The organism is Agromyces sp. H66, assembly GCF_004959775.1.
Lineage (GTDB): Bacteria > Actinomycetota > Actinomycetes > Actinomycetales > Microbacteriaceae > Agromyces.
The window spans coordinates 44939-61260 of record NZ_SJZG01000004.1 but is presented as its reverse complement, the minus strand read 5'-3'; the positions used below and the strand labels follow the sequence as shown (position 1 = coordinate 61260).

The following is a 16322-nucleotide window of genomic DNA, read 5'->3' as shown; positions in this document are numbered from 1 at the left end:
GCCGGCCCGGGCGCGGCGACCGGCGGCCTCAAGCGGTGACGGATGCCGCGGCCGCCGCGTCCTCGACGGGGAAGATGGCGGTGACGAGCTTCGACACCCACGCGATGAGCTCGGTGTCGCCGGGCAGTTCCCCGCCGACCGTGGGGAACGGCACGAGGATCACGTCGTTCTGCGCGAAGTGCTTCGCGCCCGGGTACAGGCGTTCGAGTCGCACGCGACGCGAGTCGGGGATGCGGGCGGGCGCGATCCGGAGCCTGGAGCCGGTCGCGATGACGTCGGAGAGTCCCGCGAGCTGCGCGGTGCGACGCAGCCGCGAGATCGCGACGAGATGCTTCACGGCCTCGGGCGGCGCCCCGTAGCGGTCGACGAGCTCGTCGAGCACGGCGTCGATCTGCCCCTCCTTGGCCGCGGGTCCGCTCGCCGCGGAGAGCTTCTGGTAGGCCTCGAGCCGCAGCCGCTCGGAGTCGACGTAGTCCTCGGGGATGTGCGCGTCGACGGGCAGCTCGAGGCGCAACTCGGTCTGGCCCTCGGCGACGTCGCCCCGGAACGCGGACACCGCCTCCCCGATCATGCGCAGGTAGAGGTCGAAGCCGACGCCGGCGATGTGGCCGGCCTGCTCGGCGCCGAGCAGGTTGCCAGCGCCGCGGATCTCGAGGTCCTTCAGCGCCACCTGCATGCCGCTGCCGAGCTCGTTGTTGGCGGCGATCGTGGAGAGTCGGTCGTGCGCCGTCTCGGAGAGGGGCTTCTGGGGATCCCAGAGGAAGTACGCGTACGCGCGCTCGCGCCCACGCCCGACGCGTCCGCGGAGCTGGTGCAGCTGCGACAGTCCGTACTTGTCGGCGCGGTCGATGATGATCGTGTTGGCGTTCGAGATGTCGAGCCCGGTCTCGATGATGGTCGTCGAGACGAGCACGTCGAACTTGCGCTCCCAGAAGTCGACGACGATCTGCTCGAGCACGTGTTCGTTGAGCTGGCCGTGCGCCACGGCGATGCGGGCCTCGGGCACGAGCTCGGCGAGCTTCGCGGCTGCCCGGTTGATCGACGACACCCGGTTGTGCACGAAGAACACCTGCCCCTCGCGGAGCATCTCGCGGCGGATCGCGGCGGCCACCTGCTGGTCGGAGTACGGCCCGACGTAGGTGAGGATCGGGTGGCGGTCTTCGGGCGGGGTGGCGAGCGTCGACATCTCGCGGATGCCGGTGACCGCCATCTCGAGGGTTCGCGGGATGGGGGTCGCGCTCATCGCGAGGATGTCGACGTTGGTCTTGAGCTTCTTCAGCTGGTCCTTGTGCTCGACGCCGAAGCGCTGCTCCTCGTCGATGATGAGGAGCCCGAGGTCCTTGAACCGGATCTGCTCGGTGAGGATGCGGTGCGTGCCGATGACCAGGTCGACCGTGCCGTCGGCAAGGCCCGCGACCGCCTCGCGCACCTCCTTGTCGGTCTGGAACCGCGACAGCGCGCGCACGTGCACGGGGAAGCCGGCGAACCGCTCGGTGAACGTCTCGAAGTGCTGCTTGACGAGGAGGGTCGTCGGCACGAGCATCGCGACCTGCTTGCCGTCCTGGATGGCCTTGAACGCGGCGCGAACGGCGACCTCGGTCTTGCCGAAGCCGACGTCGCCCGCGAGCAGGCGGTCCATCGGGATCGGCCGCTCCATGTCGGCCTTCACCTCGTCGATGGTCTGCAGCTGGTCGGGCGTCTCGGTGAACGGGAACGCCTCCTCCAGCTCGTGCTGCCACGGCGTGTCGGGCCCGAACGCGTGCCCCTTGGCCGCCATGCGCGCCGAGTACAGCTTCACGAGCTCCACCGCGATCTCGCGCACGGCCTTGCGGGCGCGGCCCTTGGCCTGCGCCCAGTCGCTGCCGCCCATCTTCGACAGGCTCGGCGCCTCGCCGCCGACGTAGCGGCTCAGCAGGTCGAGCTGGTCGGTGGGCACGAAGAGCCGGTCGCCGGACTGGCCGCGCTTCGACGGCGCGTACTCGAGCACGAGGTACTCGCGCACCGCGGTCGGCGCCTGCTGGATGCCCGCGGTGCGGCTCGGGCCGGTGGGACGACTGCCGGTGGCGACCTCGCGCTGCACCATCTCGACGAACCGGCCGATGCCGTGCGTCTGGTGCACGACGTAGTCGCCCGCCTTGAGCTGCAGCGGGTCGACGACGTTGCGTCGGCGCGTGGCGAGCTTCTTGTTCTGCCGCGTGTCGTACCCGGCCGCGCGACCGTAGAACTCCGACTCCGCGATCAGGCCGAGCTTCACCTCGGGCACCTCGAAGCCCTGTGCGGCCTCCGCCTGCACGAGGTAGGCGACGCCCGGCTCGAGATCGTCGGGGACCGAGTCGACGATGCGGGCGGCGAGCCCGGCCTCGGCGAGCACGTCGCGCGCCCGCTCCACGAGGCCGTGACCGGCGGATGCCACGACCAGCGACCACCCGTCGCGCAGGCGTTCTGCGGCATGGTCGACGGCGCCCGCGACGTTGCCCGCGAAGCTCGGCATGGCGCTCGCGTCGACGCGGACGTACTCGGATGCCGCAGCCGCGGCGGCCCCGGCCGCCTCCGCACCGGGGCCGGATGCCGCGACCACCGCCGCGGCATCGCCCAGGTCGAAGCTCGAGAAGGTCCACCAGGCGCGCCTCGGGTCGGGCTCGCCGGGGGCGCTGAAGAGCGCCGACTCGCGGAGCTCCCGCATCGTGACGAAGTCGCCGGCCGCGAGGTCGATGGGCGCCTCGGCGCCCGCCGTCGCCGCCGTCCACGCGGCGGCGAGGAACTCGCGGTTGGTCTCGGCGAGGTTCACGGCGCGGCCGGTGACCCGTTCCGGCTGGAGCACGGCGACCGCCGCGCCGGCCGGCAGGTAGTGCGTGACCGGCACGAGACGTTCGAGCAGGGCGGGCGCGAGCGACTCCATGCCCTCCACCGGGATGCCCTCGGCGATCTTCTCCAGGAGGCTCGAGAGGCTCGGGAACTCGTGCAGCATCTCGCGAGCGCGCTGCCGCACGGCGGGCGTCAGCAGGAGCTCGCGGCTCGGCGTGAGCGAGACGCGATCGATGACGTCGGGGAGCGACCGCTGGTCGGCCACCGAGAACGCCCGCAGCTCCTCGACCTCGTCGCCGAAGAACTCGACGCGCACCGGGTGGTCGGCGGTCGGCGGGAACACGTCGAGGATCCCGCCGCGCACCGCGAACTCGCCACGCCGGGCGACCATGTCGACCCGTGCGTAGGCGAGGTCGACGAGCTTCAGCGCGATCTGGGCGAGGTCGTAGCCCCGACCGCCGGCGACGAGTTCGATCGGCGCGAGATCGGCCAGGTTGTCGGCGAGCGGCTGCAGCGCCGCCCGCACCGACGAGACGACGATGAGCGGATGCCGCTCCCCCGCGCTCGACCACTCATGCATGCGTCGCAGGGCATAGAGCCGGCGTCCGACCGTCTCGGCGGACGGGCTGAGACGCTCGTGCGGCAGCGTCTCCCACGCGGGGAACTCCAGGATCTCGGCGTCGTCGAAGTAGGGCGCGAGCGACGATCGCACCGACTCCCCCTCGCGGCTCGTCGCCGTGACCACGAACAGGGCGGGCGGCAGGCCCGCCTCGGCGCGGCGTTGCAGGAGCCCCGCGAGCAGTGGTGCGTCGATGCCGGCGGGAGCCGAGAAGTCGGCGTTCCGCAGGGCCTCGGCGAGCGCGCCGTCGATCGTGGAGGCGCGCGAAAGCGCCGTGTTCAAGCCCTGCAGGATCACCGTACGAGTCTACGCGCGACCTCCGACGCACCGACCTGCCGATACGATGAGCGCGCACCGGACGAAGGGACCGCATGATCACCGCCGCCGCCGACGGATCGGCTCTGGGCAACCCCGGCCCCGCAGGATGGGCGTGGTACGTCGACGACCACTGCTGGGCGGCCGGGGGGTGGCCGCATGCCACGAACAACCAGGGCGAGCTCACGGCCGTGCTCGAGCTGTTCCGCGCCACCGCGCATCTCGACGACGAACTGCTCGTGCTCTGCGACAGCCAGTACGTGATCAACTGCCTCACGAAGTGGATGGCGGGCTGGAAGCGCAAGGGCTGGCGCAAGGCCGACGGCAAGGCCGTCATGAACGTCGAGCTCCTGCAACTCCTCGACGCCGAGCTCGCCGGACGGCGCTACCGCTTCGAGTGGGTGCGCGGGCACGTCGGCCACGATCTCAACGAGGCCGCCGACGCCCGCGCCCGCGCGGCCGCGGAGGCCTATCGTCGGGGCGCTTCGGTGCCGTCCGGCCCCGGTTGGACCTACGACGCCGCCTCCGCGGTCGAGGCTGCCGCGATCGTCGGAGACCTCGAGGTCGAACTCGAGCCCGAACTCGATTCGGGGCCCGAGGCCGCGTACGAGGCGACCTCCGAGGACGCGGCGCTGTTCACGCTCGACGAGCCCGCCGACGCGTGGCGCACGCTGACGCTCGAGGTCTCGACCGAGGAGCACGAGCGGCTGCTTCGACGCGCCCGCGCCGAGGGCGTCTCACCCGAGGAGTTCCTCCGCGGGCTCATCTGATCGACCGAGCGCGTCGATCACGGGGCATTCCCCCGGCCTCGGCGGCCGGGCTCAGGCCGGCGAGTGGAATCGCTGCTGCGCGGCCACGATCCCGTCCGACACGACCGCCTCGACGGCGTCCGCGGCATCCGACAGGAGGTTCGGCAGCGCCTGCCGCTCGGTCCCCGAGAAGTCCTTGAGCACGAAGTCCGCGGCGTCCTGGCGGCCGGGCGGGCGGCCGATGCCGACACGCACCCGCGTGAACGCACCGTTGTCGGTGGCCTTCGCCACGTCGCGGATGCCGTTGTGGCCGCCGTGCCCGCCACCCTGCTTGAGTCGCACGGTGTCGAAGGGGATGTCGAGTTCGTCGTGCACCACGATGAGCCGGTCGACGGGCAGCGAGTAGTACTTGAGCAGGGCGGAGACCGGACCGCCCGAGGTGTTCATGTAGCCGTTGGGCTTCGCGATGACGATCTTGGGTCCGCCGGGACGCAGGAACCCCTCGGCCACGCGCGACGGCGTCTTGTGCGTCTTGAACGTGGCGCCGAGGCGGCCGGCGAGCTCGTCGGCGACCATCTGGCCGACGTTGTGCCGATTGCCCGCGTACTGGGCGCCGGGGTTGCCGAGCCCGACCACGAGCCACGTGTTCTCGGCCACGGCGTCGTCCTTCCGGCGGGTTCGCAGCCGATCGAGGAGGCCCATGACGACTCCTTCCGTCGCTGCGGTGATGGGAACAGGCACAGGGCCCGCGGCCCGCATCCGAGCGTACCCGGGTGCGGCCGCGCAGGCCCTGTGCACTGGTGCTGGCGCGTGGGTGGCGTTACTCCGCCGACTCGCCCTCGGCTGCGGGCTCGCCGGTCTCCTCGCCCTCGGCGCCCTCGGCGGCCTCCACGCCCTCGGCGGCCTCGGCCTCTGCGGCCTCCTCGCCCAGGTCGACCTTCTGCGGCACGTGCACGTTCACGACGAGCGCGTCCGCATCGCTGATGAGCGTCGCGCCCGTGGGCAGCTCGACGTCCTTCGCGTGGATCTGCGTGCCCTCTTCGAGACCCTCGACCGATACGACGATGGTCTCGGGGATGTGCGTGGCCTCGACCTCGAGCAGCAGGGTCTTGGCGTCGAGGTCGGCGATGGTGCCGGCGAACGGCTCGCCCTCGACGTGCACGGGCACCTCGACCTGGACCTTCTCGCCGCGACGGACGACGATGAGGTCGAGGTGCTCGATGACCTGGTGCACCGGGTCCTTCTGCACGTCCTTCACGAGGGCGAGCTGGCTCTTGCCCGCGATCTGCAGGTCGAGCACGGCGTTCGCCTTGCGGATGAGCAGCGCGACCTGGTGGCCGGGCAGGGTCAGGTGCTTCGGGTCGGTGCCGTGGCCGTAGAGCACGGCGGGGATCTTGCCGGCGGCGCGGATCTTGCGCGCCGCGCCCTTGCCGAAGGTGTCGCGGGGCGCCGCTTCGACCTTGTTGTCTTCGTCCATGGTGATTCTCCTTGCGGGCTCTCGGCCCAGATCGGGGTGTCTGTCGTCTTCAACTCGAACGCGCGGCATGTGACATGCGCTGGTGCGTGAGGAATAGCCGTTGGAGCCTGTACCCACCGCGTCGATCACGGATGCCCCGCCGCACGCTGTCGCACACGGACCGGGCCTCCCTCGCCGAAGTCCTCGGCCGCCTGCGCCCGAGGGCGCGGGAGACCGACGAGCCAGTCTACCAGTCGGTTTCGAGCACGGCGATCACCCGCGAGACGACGTGTTCCACCGTGCCGGCGTTCTCGATCCGCGCGCCCCGCTCGTCATCGTCGAGCGCCTCCAGCGTCTGCAGCTGGGAGGCGACGAGCGACGACGGCATGAAGTGACCCGGACGCCCACCGACCCGCGCACCGAGCTGGTCGGGCGGCACGATGAGCTCCACGAACCGCGCGTCGGGACACGCGCCGCGGATCACGTCGCGGTACGAGCGACGCAGCGCCGAGCACGCGACGACGCGCCCGCGGGTTCCCGTGGCGAGCGTTCGCCCCACGGCGTCGAGCCACGGCATCCGGTCGGCGTCGTCGAGGGCGACACCGGCCCGCATCTTGGCGACGTTCGATGGCGGGTGCAGGTCGTCGGCATCGACGAAGTCGAGGCCGACGAACCGCTCCGAGAGCCGCTCGGCGAGCGCGACGCCCACGACCGACTTCCCTGCGCCGCTCGGGCCCATGACGACGATGCGGGGCGGTTCGGCGGCAGCGGTCATGCGTTGCAGGCTAGTCCAACCGACGTGGCCGCACCGAGCCGGCGGTCCCTCACTGCAACGGGAGGCAACGGTGAGTCGCGCTCACAGTACGCTTGGTGCGACCCCCAGAACTCACGAGGAGAGCTTTCGTGCCTGAAAACGGAACTGCAAACATCGGCGTCGTCGGACTCGCGGTCATGGGCTCGAACCTCGCCCGCAACCTCGCGAGCCGCGAGGGCAACACCGTGGCCGTGTTCAACCGCTCGCCCGAGCGCACGCAGACCCTCGTGTCCGAGCACCCCGAAGCCGGTTTCGTGGCGTCTGAGGATTACGACGCGTTCGTCGCGTCGCTCGCGAAGCCGCGCACGGCGATCATCATGGTGCAGGCCGGGAAGGGAACCGACGCGGTCATCTCCGAGCTGGTCTCGCGCTTCGAGCCGGGCGACATCATCGTCGACGGCGGCAACGCGAACTTCCACGACACCATCCGCCGTGAGGCCGAGATCAAGCCCACGGGCATCCACTTCGTCGGCATGGGCGTGTCGGGCGGCGAGGAGGGCGCGCTCAACGGGCCCTCGCTGATGCCGGGCGGCACCGCCGAGTCGTACGACACGCTCGGCCCCATCCTGCAGACCATCGCGGCGGTCGCCCCCGACGGCGAGCCGTGCGTGACGCACGTCGGCACCGATGGCGCCGGCCACTTCGTGAAGATGGTGCACAACGGCATCGAGTACGCCGACATGCAGCTGATCGCCGAGGCGTACGACCTCATCCGCCAGGGCACCGGCAAGAGCCCGGCCGAGATCGCCGACGTCTTCGCCGAATGGAACACGGGCGAACTCGAGAGCTACCTCATCGAGATCACCGCCGAGGTGCTGCGCCAGACGGATGCCGCGACCGGCCGTCCGCTCGTCGACGTCATCCTCGACGAGGCGGGCGCCAAGGGCACGGGCGCCTGGACGGTGCAGAACGCCCTCGACCTCGGCGTTCCGACCTCGGGCATCGCCGAGGCGGTCTTCGCCAGGAGCCTCTCGTCCAAGCGCGGGCAGCGCGTGGCGGCGGCCGACCTGCCGGGCCCCTCGGGCGAGTGGACGGTCGACGACCCCGACGCGTTCATCGAGGACGTGCGCCGGGCGCTCTACGCCTCGAAGATCATCGCCTACTCGCAGGGCTTCGACGAGATCGTGGCCGGCGCCGAGCAGTTCGGCTGGAACGTGCACAAGGGCGACGTCGCGAAGATCTGGCGGGCCGGATGCATCATCCGCGCGCGCTTCCTCAACCGGATCGCCGAGGCGTACGCCGCCGACCCCGCCCTCGTCGCGCTCGTCGTCGCCCCGTACTTCCGCGACGCCGTCGCGGGCGCGCAGGAGAGCTGGCGCCGCGTGGTCGCGATCGCCGCGCAGGCCGGCATCCCGACGCCCGCGTTCTCGTCGTCGCTCGCCTACTACGACGGACTCCGCGCCGAGCGGCTCCCGGCCGCCCTCATCCAGGGCCAGCGCGACTACTTCGGGGCGCACACGTACCGGCGCGTCGACCGCGAGGGCGTCTTCCACACGCTCTGGTCGGGCGACCGCAGCGAGATCGAGACGACGCCCTCGTCGCACTGACGGGCGGACCTGCACGAGCGACAGCGAACGAGGAAGGGGCGGACGGATGCCGGAACCGGCGTGGCGCAACGAGGGTACCGAGCCCGACTACCGCTTCACCCTTGCGAACGAGCGCACGTTCCTCGCGTGGATCCGCACGGCGCTCGCGCTCCTCGCGGGCGGCGTGCTGCTGCACCAGTTCGCGACCGAGCTCGACCCGAGGCTCGTCGTCACGGTGCTCTCGGTCGGACTCGGCGTGGTCGCCGGGGTGTTGAGCGTCGTCTCCTACACGAGATGGCGCGCCAACGAGATCGCCATCCGGCAGGGCAGGCCGCTCCCGTTCAGCTGGGTGCTGCCGGGCCTCGCGGCCGTGAGCCTCCTGACCAGCGCGGTGCTCGTGGTGCTGCTCCTCGTCGCATGACCCGGCATCGGGTGGATCCAGGGCGGGCATCGTGCGACCCCATGTGATCCCGGCCACGGGTGATCCGGGTCTCCAGCCCGAGCGAACTGCGCTCGCGTGGACGCGCACGGCGCTCGCGATCGCGGTGAACGCGCTGCTGTCGATCCGCGCGGGGTTCGTGGCCGGCGAGCCGTGGCTCGTGGCCGTCGGGGTGCTGCTGTTCGCGGCATCCGGTGCGGCCGTCGCGATCGGCACCGTCCGCCGGCGACAGCTGTCGGGTGAGCGGCTCGTGATCACGCCGCCGGTGGGTGCCCTCGTGGGCGTCACGGTGGCGACGCTCGCCGCGAGCGTCGGCGGCATCGCCTCCGTGTTCGTGGAGGCGGCGTCATGAGCGACAGGCCGCCAGAGCTCGACGGCGAGCCTCGCGACGACGGACCGGTGTTCGGCGATCGCCGCCGCCGGGCTCTTCGCATCACCGTGCTCGTCGCGCTCGGGGCGCTCGTGCTTCCGCTCGTGCTCTCGATGTACGGGGTGGCGCGGTCGGCGGCGCAGCGCGCGTGCGCGGTGTCGGTCGCCGCCTTCGACACGGATGCCGCGGGGGCGCGCGTCGCGTTCGACCTGTTCGGCCGGGGCGGCCCGGGGTGGCAGTGCTTCGCGGTCGCCGAGAACGGCGGCGAGACGCTCATCGCCGAGCTCGGGCTCCTGCCCGGTGCGCCGCGCTTCATCGGCGACGACGAGCGCGACGCCTGATCGGGCCGCGCCTCGTCGGGTCGTGGCGCCGAGGCGCGCACCGAGCCTCAGCCCTCGTCGACCGCCGGGCCCTCGTCGGGGAACACGCGCTTGTACGTGCGCCCGTCGGGCAGTCGCACGGTCTCGGCCCGCAGGATGCCGCGGGTGACGCGCTGGTAGATCGCCTGCGGCGTGACGCCGAGGCGTTTCGCCGCCTCCGAGACCGACAGGCCCGGCAGGTCGGTGGGCACGGTCGACGGGCGATCGCGCTTGCGCTTCCGGCTCGCCTCCTGGCGGCCCGCGATGGCCTCGTCGTCGCCCGCCCAGCGGTACTTCGCGGCCGATGGGCTGAGGCCCGCGGCATCCGCCACCTCGTCCCACGTCGCGCCCGCGTCGAGCGCCTCGCGCACGGCCCGCAGCGCGGCCGGGTCGGCCTCGAGGGCGACCACGAGCGAGCGGATGCCCCGGAGCCGCTCCAGCGGCGCGACATCCGCCCCACCCGGCCCGCCGGCCTCGAGCGCGGCGAGGTGCTCGAGCGCTCGCGTGGAGTCGGCGGAGAGGAACGACACGGCGCTCCCGGTCACCCGGCGAGGAGGTCGTTGCGCACCTGGCGGCGCAGCACCTTGCCGATCAGCGAACGCGGGAGGTCGTCGGCCTGCACGATGCGACGGGGCACCTTGTAGGGCGTCAGTTCGTTGCGGGCGAGTTCGCGGATCGACGCCTCGTCGAGGGTCGCGCCCTGCCGCAGCACGACGACGGCGACGACCTCCTCACCCGACCGCTCGTCGGGCAGGCCCACGACGGCGCAGTCCTCCACGTCTGGATGGTGGCGAATCGCCTCTTCGACCTCGCTCGGTGCGACGTTGAACCCGCCCGTGATGATGAGTTCCTTGATGCGGTCGACGACCCGCACGAAGCCCTCGTCGTCGATCGAGACGATGTCGCCCGTGCGGAACCACGGCGCGCCGCCCGCCGGATCGTCGACGAACACGGCGTCCGTCTCCTCGGGCTTGCGCCAGTACCCGGAGAACACCTGCGGGCCCCGCACCACGAGTTCGCCCTCGGCGCCGGGTTCGCGGTCGACGGTCGGCTCATCGGGGTCGACGACGCGTGCCTCGGTCGACGGCAGCGGCAGGCCCACGGTTCCGGCCTTGCGGTTGGGCGCCACCGGATTGGCCATCAGCACCGGGGAGCACTCCGAGAGCCCGTAGCCCTCGACGAGGTAGCCGCCCGTCGCCGCCTCCCAGGGATCGACCACGTCGGCCGAGAGGGGCATGGCGCCCGAGATGGCGATCTCGATGCCGCGCAGCGAGACTCCGGCCGCGGCGGCGGACTTCGTGAGCCGGTCGTAGATGGGCGGCACCGCCGGCAGGAACGTCGGCGGGTGCTGCTTGACGGCCTTCAGCACGAGGTCGGGATCGAACTTCGGGAAGAGCACGAGCCGCGATCCCATGCTCATCGCGAACGTGAGGCAGAGCGTCAGCCCGTAGGCGTGGAACATCGGCAGCACGGCGTAGACGACCGAGGTCCCGCGCTCGACCTGGGGTACCCAGGCGCGCGCCTGCGCGGCGTTCACGCCGAGGTTGGCGTGCGTCAGCACGGCGCCCTTGGGGCTGCCGGTGGTGCCGCTCGTGTACTGGATGACGGCGATGTCGTCGGGCGTGGGTGCCACGATGTGGGCGTCGATGGGGTCGGATGCCACGAGCCGCTGCCACGGCATGGCGCCGCGCACCTTCGTGGTGAGCGCGGTCCTCGACTCGCGCGCCTTCGCCACGGGAAGCCGGAGCAGGGCACGCGTGACGAGCGGCATGGCCCGGGTCAGGTCGACCGACACGATGTGCCGGACCGCGATGTCGGCCGGGAAGGCCTGGATCGACTCGACCACCTTGTCCCACGCGATCACGACGCGGGCGCCGTGATCCTCGAACTGGTGGCGCAACTCGCGTGGGGTGTAGAGCGGGTTGTGCTCGACGACGATCGCGCCGAGCCGCAGCACCGCGTAGAACGCGACGACGTGCTGCGGGCAGTTCGGCAGCACGATGGCGACGGGGTCGCCCTTCTGCACGCCGAGGAGGCGAAGCCCCTCGGCGGCACGGTCGACCTGGGCGCCGAGCTCGGCGTAGGTGGTGGTGGCGCCGAAGAACTCGAGCGCGGGGTTCTGGCCGTACTGCTCGACGGAGCCGCGCAGGAGGTCGTAGAGCGAGCCCTGCGCGGGTTCGATGTCGTGCGGAACGCCCTCGGCGTAGCTCGAGAGCCAGGGACGCGGTGTCGTGATCGACATGGTTCGCCTCAGGCCGCGCCGTCGAACATGCTCGTGACCGAGCCGTCCTCGAAGACCTCGCGGATCGCGCGCGCGAGGAGCGGGGCGATGGGCAGCACGGTGAGGCGATCCCAGCGCTTGGACTCGGGGACGGGCAGGGTGTCGGTGACGACGACGCGGTCGATCGACTCGTCCTGCAGGATGTCGACCGCCGGGGTGGAGAAGACCGCATGGGTGGCCGCGACGACGACGCCGATCGCTCCGTTGGCCTTGAGCGCCTCGGCGGCCCTCACGATCGTGCGGCCGGTGTCGATGAGGTCGTCGACCAGGAGGCAGACGCGCCCCTCGACCGTGCCGACGATCTCGTGCACCGACACCTGGTTCGGCACCAGCGGGTCGCGACGCTTGTGGATGATCGCGAGCGGCGCGCCGAGCTTGTCGCTCCAGATGTCAGCGACGCGCACCCGCCCCATGTCGGGCGAGACCACGGTGAGGGTCTGCGGGTCGAGGAGCTTCCGGAAGTGCTCGAGCAGCACGGGCATGGCGAACAGGTGGTCGACGGGACCGTCGAAGAAGCCCTGGATCTGTGCGGCATGCAGGTCGATCGACATGATGCGGTCGGCGCCTGCGGCCTTGTAGAGGTCGGCGACGAGGCGCGCCGAGATCGGCTCGCGGCCACGACCCTTCTTGTCCTGGCGGGCGTACGGGTAGAACGGCGAGACCACGGTGATGCGCTTCGCGGACGCACGCTTCAGCGCATCGACCATGATGAGCTGCTCCATGAGCCACTCGTTGATGGGGGCGGCATGCGACTGGATCACGAACGCGTCGGTGCCACGCACGCTCTCGTCGTAGCGGGCGTAGAGTTCGCCGTTCGCGAACGTTCGCGCGTCGGTGGGCATCAGCTCGGTGCCGAGTTCCACCGCGATCTGCTCGGCGAGCTCGGGGTGGGCCCGACCGCTCACGAGCACGAGGCGCTTCGATCCGGTGGTCTCGATTCCAGCCATCTGGCGGCCTGTCCTCTCCACCAGCCTCGACCGGTGCGTCAGTCTTCGACGGGGCCGGTTGCCGCTTCGGCGGCCTCGGCGGCCTGGGCCGCCGCGGTGCCGGGCCGGTGCTTCCGGACCCATCCCTCGATGTTGCGTTGAGGGGCCACGTTCACGCCGAGCGCGCCCGCGGGGATGTCGTTGCGGACGACGGTGCCGGCGCCCGTGTAGGCCCCGTCCCCAATCCTAACGGGCGCGACGAATACCCCGTGCGCGCCCGTCTTCACGTGCGAGCCGACGTCGGAGTGGTGCTTCCGCACGCCGTCGTAGTTCGCGAAGATCGACCCGGCGCCGATGTTCGAGTGCTCCCCGATCGTCGCGTCGCCGACGTAGGTGAGGTGCGGGACCTTGCTGCCCGCGCCGATCTTCGCGTTCTTCGTCTCGACGAAGGTGCCGATCTTGCCGTCGGCGCCGAGCACGGTGCCCGGCCGCAGGTAGGCGAAGGGACCGACGGATGCCCCGGCCCCGACGACCGACAACGTGGCATCCGTTCGCTTCACCTCGGCGTTCTCGCCGACCTCGCAGTCGACGAGGGTCGTGTCGGGGCCGACGACGGCGCCGGTCGCGATGACCGTGGCGCCCTTCAGCTGCGTGCCCGGCCTGATGGTCACGTCGGGATCGATCTTCACGTCGAGGTCGATCCAGGTGGTCGCCGGGTCCTCGATGGTGACGCCGTTCAGCTGCCAGCCGCGCACGATGAGCGCATTGAGTCGCGCGGCGGTCTCCGACAGCTGTGCGCGGTCGTTGATGCCCGCCACCAGCCACGGCTGCGACACGGGCACCGCCTCGACCTCGCTGCCCGCCTCGCGCAGGTGCTGGATGACGTCGGTCAGGTACTTCTCGCCCTGCGCGTTGTCGGTCGTGAGGTTGGCGAGCTGGTCGCGCAGCGCACCGGCGCCGAAGGCGTAGATGCCCGCGTTGATCTCGGCGATGCCGCGCTCGTCGTCGGTCGCGTCCTTCTGCTCGACGATGCGGTGGAACGCGCCGCGCTCGTCGCGCACGATGCGCCCGTAGCCGCTCGGGTCGTCGTAGACGGCCGAGAGCACGGATGCCTGCGCGGCGTGGCCGCGGTGCTGCTCGAGGAAGGCGGCGAGCGTTCCGGCATCGAGGAGCGGCACGTCGCCGTTCAGCACGAGCACCTCGCCCTCGAAGTCGGCGGGGAGCGCGGCGAGCGCCTGCTCGACCGCCCGGCCGGTGCCGGGGATCTCGTCCTGGTCGACGACGACGCAGCCGGGGAGCGTGGCCTCGACCTCGGCGGCGACCCGGTCGCGCTCGTGGCGGACGACCGCGATCACGTGCGCGGCGTCGAGCGCCTGCGCCGTGCGGAGCACGTGCGAGACGATCGGCGACCCGGCGAGGGGGTGCAGGAGCTTGGGGGTGGCGGATTTCATGCGGGTGCCCTGGCCTGCGGCGAGGACGATGATCGCGAGTTGCTGGTCCATGCTCCGCCACCAGGATTCGAACCTGGTCCTCACAGCTCCAAAGGCTGTCGTGCTGCCGTTACACCATGGCGGACCGCGCGGGCGGGCGCCCTGCGCGCCAACCAGTCTGCCATGGCGCGCGGGGGTGCCCGTGGCATCCGCCGCTTGTCATGTGACCTTTTGGTCACCTATTCTGGGTCGAGATGGATGACGACGATGACGTGTTCAAGGCGCTGGCCGATCCCACCAGGCGCCGCCTGCTCGACCACCTGTTCGAGCACGACGGCGCCCGACTGGCCGACCTCGAGGGTCTTGCCGACATGACACGGTTCGGAGTGATGAAGCATCTGCGGGTGCTCGAAGATGCCGGGCTGATCAGCACGCGCCGATCGGGCCGGGAGAAGCTGCACTACCTGAACGTCATGCCCATCCGGCTCATCCACGACCGATGGATCGACAAGTACCGGGTCGGACCCGCCTCGGCGCTCGCCGACCTCAAACGAGAACTGGAGGATCCGAGATGACGACGACGCAGGTCTACCACGTGTTCATCCGCGCGAGCGCGGAGGAGGTCTGGGAGGCCATCACGCGCCCCGAGCACACCGCGAGGTACTTCTACGGAGCCCGCATCGACACCACGGCGCATGAGCGCGTCAATCGCGGGCCCGACGGCTCCGACTGGGGCACCGAGGCCGTGCTCGAGTTCGACCCGCCACGGCGATTGGTGCACGAATGGCGGTCGGGCTACGACGAGGAGCTCGCCGCGGAGCCGGCGAGCCGGGTCACCTGGGAGATCTCGCCCCGCGACGACGGGACCTGCCTGGTGACGCTGACCCACGACCGGCTCGAGGAGTCGCCGAGGACCGCCGAGGGTGTCGCCGGCACCGGCTGGATGTACGTGCTGAGCTCGATGAAGACGCTGCTCGAGACGGGCGAATCGCTCGCGACGTCACCGTGAGGGGGCGCGACCTCGCGGAGGCCGCGATCGCCCGCCCCGGCCGGGATAATGGCGGAATGACGGAAGCTGACGAGGTCGACCGGATCGTGCGCGACTGGGAGCGCGAGCGACCCGACCTCGACTTCGCTCCCCTGCAGGTGCTGTCGCGGGTCGCCCGCCTGTCGAAGCACCTCGATCGCGCGCGGCGGCAGGCGTTCACGCGTTCGGAGCTCGAGTCGAGCGAGTTCGACGTGCTCTCCGCACTGCGCCGCGCCGGTGCACCGTATCGGCTGTCGCCGAAGCAACTGCTGCAGCAGACCCTCGTCTCGAGCGGCACGATGACGAACCGCATCGACCGCCTCGTCGAACGAGGTCTGGTCACTCGGCAGACCGACCCGCACGACGGCCGCGGCATCCTCGTCGAGATGACGCCGGCCGGCCTCACGCGCGTGGATGCCGCGATCACGCGGCTCGTCGACGCCGAGGCGGAGCTCCTCGCGGAACTGCCCGCCGCGGATCAGCAGCGGCTGGCGGGACTGCTGCGCAAGCTCAGCCTCGGGTTCGACTGACGCACTCGAGCGGCTCGAGCCGACTGGTGCGGTACGCCGAGAAGGTGCGGATGGCGAGTCGAACTGTGCATCCGCGACTTCTCGATCGGACGGGCGCTGCGGGCAGCCGGGCGATCCTCGGGTCAGGCGTAATCGTCGGGCGCGAACCAGCGCACGCCGCCGTCGTGGAGGATGAGCCGCGCCCGCACGACGACGCCTTCGGTGCGGCATGCCTCGGCCAGCGCGCGCGCCCACTCGCGATCGTAAGGTGTCGTCTCGGGGCCGCCGGGACGCTCCCACACGAAGACGACCTTCGCCGCGCCGACCTGGCGCATGATGCCCGAGAGGCGGTCGGCGATCAGTTGAGCCGCCGTGCCGCCTTCGCCACTCGGGAGGTCGGGGCGCTCCGGATACCCGGCCATGGGCATGAGGAGCGGTAGTTGCACGTCGTCGTCATCGAGGTAGAGGGTCCACCACTGACGGCGAATGGCATTCCGGAGCAGGAGGGCGACGCGCTCCTCCACTTCGCGGTCGGTCGTGATCGGCAGGTGCGCAGCTTCGTCGGCACGGAGTCGGGTCATAGAGTGCATCATGGCGGCGCGGCGTCGGGCACGACATCCGTCCACCCTGGCATGTGGACCGCCCGGCTCGCACGCGGCGTGTTGAGGACGAGTGCCGGAGCAGGCGCGTGGTATTC

17 protein-coding genes and 1 tRNA gene are annotated in these 16322 nt (G+C 71.3%); 8 read left to right on the top strand and 10 right to left on the bottom strand.

The window, feature by feature from the left end:
* Nucleotides 1-28: 28 nt before the first annotated feature.
* Nucleotides 29-3721, bottom strand: coding sequence for a transcription-repair coupling factor (gene mfd / locus EZM51_RS08390; protein ID WP_136707818.1), 3693 nt, complete (start codon nucleotides 3719-3721; stop codon nucleotides 29-31).
* A 74-nt stretch (nucleotides 3722-3795) separates the two neighbouring features.
* On the opposite strand from mfd, the gene EZM51_RS08385 reads away from it, so the two are divergent.
* The gene (locus tag EZM51_RS08385) at nucleotides 3796-4509 is read left to right on the top strand and encodes an RNase H family protein (protein ID WP_136707817.1); all 714 of its coding nucleotides are present in this window, start codon (nucleotides 3796-3798) and stop codon (nucleotides 4507-4509) included.
* A gap of 51 nt (nucleotides 4510-4560) precedes the next feature.
* Here EZM51_RS08385 and pth read toward each other — a convergent pair whose 3' ends face one another.
* From pth to EZM51_RS08370, 3 genes are all read right to left on the bottom strand, one after another.
* Nucleotides 4561-5145, bottom strand: a complete 585-nt coding sequence (gene pth, locus EZM51_RS08380) for an aminoacyl-tRNA hydrolase (protein WP_136708074.1) — start codon at nucleotides 5143-5145, stop codon at nucleotides 4561-4563.
* Nucleotides 5146-5308: 163 nt separating this feature from the next.
* A complete protein-coding gene (locus EZM51_RS08375) occupies nucleotides 5309-5965 on the bottom strand; it encodes a 50S ribosomal protein L25/general stress protein Ctc (protein ID WP_136707816.1) in 657 nt (218 codons plus the stop codon).
* Nucleotides 5966-6191: 226 nt separating this feature from the next.
* Nucleotides 6192-6719, bottom strand: a complete 528-nt coding sequence (locus EZM51_RS08370) for a gluconokinase (protein ID WP_248305539.1) — start codon at nucleotides 6717-6719, stop codon at nucleotides 6192-6194.
* Between the two features lie 128 nt (nucleotides 6720-6847).
* On the opposite strand from EZM51_RS08370, the gene gndA reads away from it, so the two are divergent.
* Genes gndA through EZM51_RS08350 form a run of 4 tightly spaced genes read left to right on the top strand, consistent with a single transcriptional unit; the run spans nucleotide 6848 to nucleotide 9434 of the window.
* Nucleotides 6848-8305, top strand: coding sequence for an NADP-dependent phosphogluconate dehydrogenase (gene gndA, locus EZM51_RS08365; protein WP_136707815.1), 1458 nt, complete (start codon nucleotides 6848-6850; stop codon nucleotides 8303-8305).
* A 46-nt stretch (nucleotides 8306-8351) separates the two neighbouring features.
* The gene (locus EZM51_RS08360) at nucleotides 8352-8705 is read left to right on the top strand and encodes a DUF202 domain-containing protein (protein WP_136707814.1); all 354 of its coding nucleotides are present in this window, start codon (nucleotides 8352-8354) and stop codon (nucleotides 8703-8705) included.
* 31 nt (nucleotides 8706-8736) lie between these two features.
* Nucleotides 8737-9075, top strand: coding sequence for a DUF202 domain-containing protein (locus EZM51_RS08355; RefSeq protein WP_211195860.1), 339 nt, complete (start codon nucleotides 8737-8739; stop codon nucleotides 9073-9075).
* A complete protein-coding gene (locus EZM51_RS08350; protein ID WP_136707813.1) occupies nucleotides 9072-9434 on the top strand; it encodes a hypothetical protein in 363 nt (120 codons plus the stop codon). Before EZM51_RS08355 ends, EZM51_RS08350 begins: the two co-directional genes overlap by 4 nt.
* Before the next feature lie 47 nt (nucleotides 9435-9481).
* Here EZM51_RS08350 and EZM51_RS08345 read toward each other — a convergent pair whose 3' ends face one another.
* From EZM51_RS08345 to EZM51_RS08325, 5 genes are all read right to left on the bottom strand, one after another.
* Nucleotides 9482-9997 carry a hypothetical protein gene (locus tag EZM51_RS08345; RefSeq protein ID WP_136707812.1) on the bottom strand — a complete coding sequence of 172 codons (516 nt, stop codon included), beginning with the start codon at nucleotides 9995-9997 and terminating at the stop codon, nucleotides 9482-9484.
* On the bottom strand, nucleotides 9994-11694 hold the full coding sequence (locus EZM51_RS08340; RefSeq protein WP_136707811.1) for a long-chain-fatty-acid--CoA ligase: 1701 nt from the start codon (nucleotides 11692-11694) through the stop codon (nucleotides 9994-9996). The genes EZM51_RS08345 and EZM51_RS08340 overlap by 4 nt, the downstream gene beginning before the upstream one ends.
* Before the next feature lie 8 nt (nucleotides 11695-11702).
* Nucleotides 11703-12680 (bottom strand): ribose-phosphate diphosphokinase, encoded by a 978-nt coding sequence (locus EZM51_RS08335; protein WP_136707810.1) that lies wholly within the window; start codon nucleotides 12678-12680, stop codon nucleotides 11703-11705.
* Nucleotides 12681-12718: 38 nt separating this feature from the next.
* Complete coding sequence (glmU, locus tag EZM51_RS08330; RefSeq protein WP_136707809.1) at nucleotides 12719-14161, bottom strand: bifunctional UDP-N-acetylglucosamine diphosphorylase/glucosamine-1-phosphate N-acetyltransferase GlmU; 1443 nt, start codon at nucleotides 14159-14161, stop codon at nucleotides 12719-12721.
* Between the two features lies 1 nt (nucleotide 14162).
* A tRNA-Gln gene (locus EZM51_RS08325) sits at nucleotides 14163-14234 on the bottom strand.
* Nucleotides 14235-14343: 109 nt separating this feature from the next.
* Between EZM51_RS08325 and EZM51_RS08320 the strand changes: the two genes are divergently transcribed.
* Genes EZM51_RS08320 through EZM51_RS08310 form a run of 3 tightly spaced genes read left to right on the top strand, consistent with a single transcriptional unit; the run spans nucleotide 14344 to nucleotide 15646 of the window.
* Complete coding sequence (locus EZM51_RS08320; RefSeq protein WP_136707808.1) at nucleotides 14344-14664, top strand: metalloregulator ArsR/SmtB family transcription factor; 321 nt, start codon at nucleotides 14344-14346, stop codon at nucleotides 14662-14664.
* Nucleotides 14661-15098 (top strand): SRPBCC domain-containing protein, encoded by a 438-nt coding sequence (locus EZM51_RS08315; protein ID WP_136707807.1) that lies wholly within the window; start codon nucleotides 14661-14663, stop codon nucleotides 15096-15098. The genes EZM51_RS08320 and EZM51_RS08315 overlap by 4 nt, the downstream gene beginning before the upstream one ends.
* 56 nt (nucleotides 15099-15154) lie before the next feature.
* Nucleotides 15155-15646 carry a MarR family transcriptional regulator gene (locus EZM51_RS08310; RefSeq protein ID WP_136707806.1) on the top strand — a complete coding sequence of 164 codons (492 nt, stop codon included), beginning with the start codon at nucleotides 15155-15157 and terminating at the stop codon, nucleotides 15644-15646.
* A gap of 122 nt (nucleotides 15647-15768) precedes the next feature.
* Here the strand turns inward: EZM51_RS08310 and EZM51_RS08305 are convergent, their stop codons facing one another.
* On the bottom strand, nucleotides 15769-16206 hold the full coding sequence (locus EZM51_RS08305) for a hypothetical protein (protein WP_136707805.1): 438 nt from the start codon (nucleotides 16204-16206) through the stop codon (nucleotides 15769-15771).
* Nucleotides 16207-16322 lie beyond the last annotated feature (116 nt).

What these genes read in the sequence shown, in the direction of transcription:
- EZM51_RS08385 (WP_136707817.1), top strand. Translation starts at nt 3,796, where the DNA reads ATGATCACCGCCGCCGCCGACGGATCGGCTCTGGGCAACCCCGGCCCC.
- EZM51_RS08375 (WP_136707816.1), bottom strand. Translation starts at nt 5,965, where the DNA reads ATGGACGAAGACAACAAGGTCGAAGCGGCGCCCCGCGACACCTTCGGC.
- EZM51_RS08370 (WP_248305539.1), bottom strand. Translation starts at nt 6,719, where the DNA reads ATGACCGCTGCCGCCGAACCGCCCCGCATCGTCGTCATGGGCCCGAGC.
- EZM51_RS08360 (WP_136707814.1), top strand. Translation starts at nt 8,352, where the DNA reads ATGCCGGAACCGGCGTGGCGCAACGAGGGTACCGAGCCCGACTACCGC.
- EZM51_RS08350 (WP_136707813.1), top strand. Translation starts at nt 9,072, where the DNA reads ATGAGCGACAGGCCGCCAGAGCTCGACGGCGAGCCTCGCGACGACGGA.
- EZM51_RS08340 (WP_136707811.1), bottom strand. Translation starts at nt 11,694, where the DNA reads ATGTCGATCACGACACCGCGTCCCTGGCTCTCGAGCTACGCCGAGGGC.
- EZM51_RS08335 (WP_136707810.1), bottom strand. Translation starts at nt 12,680, where the DNA reads ATGGCTGGAATCGAGACCACCGGATCGAAGCGCCTCGTGCTCGTGAGC.
- glmU (WP_136707809.1), bottom strand. Translation starts at nt 14,161, where the DNA reads ATGGACCAGCAACTCGCGATCATCGTCCTCGCCGCAGGCCAGGGCACC.
- EZM51_RS08320 (WP_136707808.1), top strand. Translation starts at nt 14,344, where the DNA reads ATGGATGACGACGATGACGTGTTCAAGGCGCTGGCCGATCCCACCAGG.
- EZM51_RS08315 (WP_136707807.1), top strand. Translation starts at nt 14,661, where the DNA reads ATGACGACGACGCAGGTCTACCACGTGTTCATCCGCGCGAGCGCGGAG.
- EZM51_RS08310 (WP_136707806.1), top strand. Translation starts at nt 15,155, where the DNA reads ATGACGGAAGCTGACGAGGTCGACCGGATCGTGCGCGACTGGGAGCGC.
- EZM51_RS08305 (WP_136707805.1), bottom strand. Translation starts at nt 16,206, where the DNA reads ATGACCCGACTCCGTGCCGACGAAGCTGCGCACCTGCCGATCACGACC.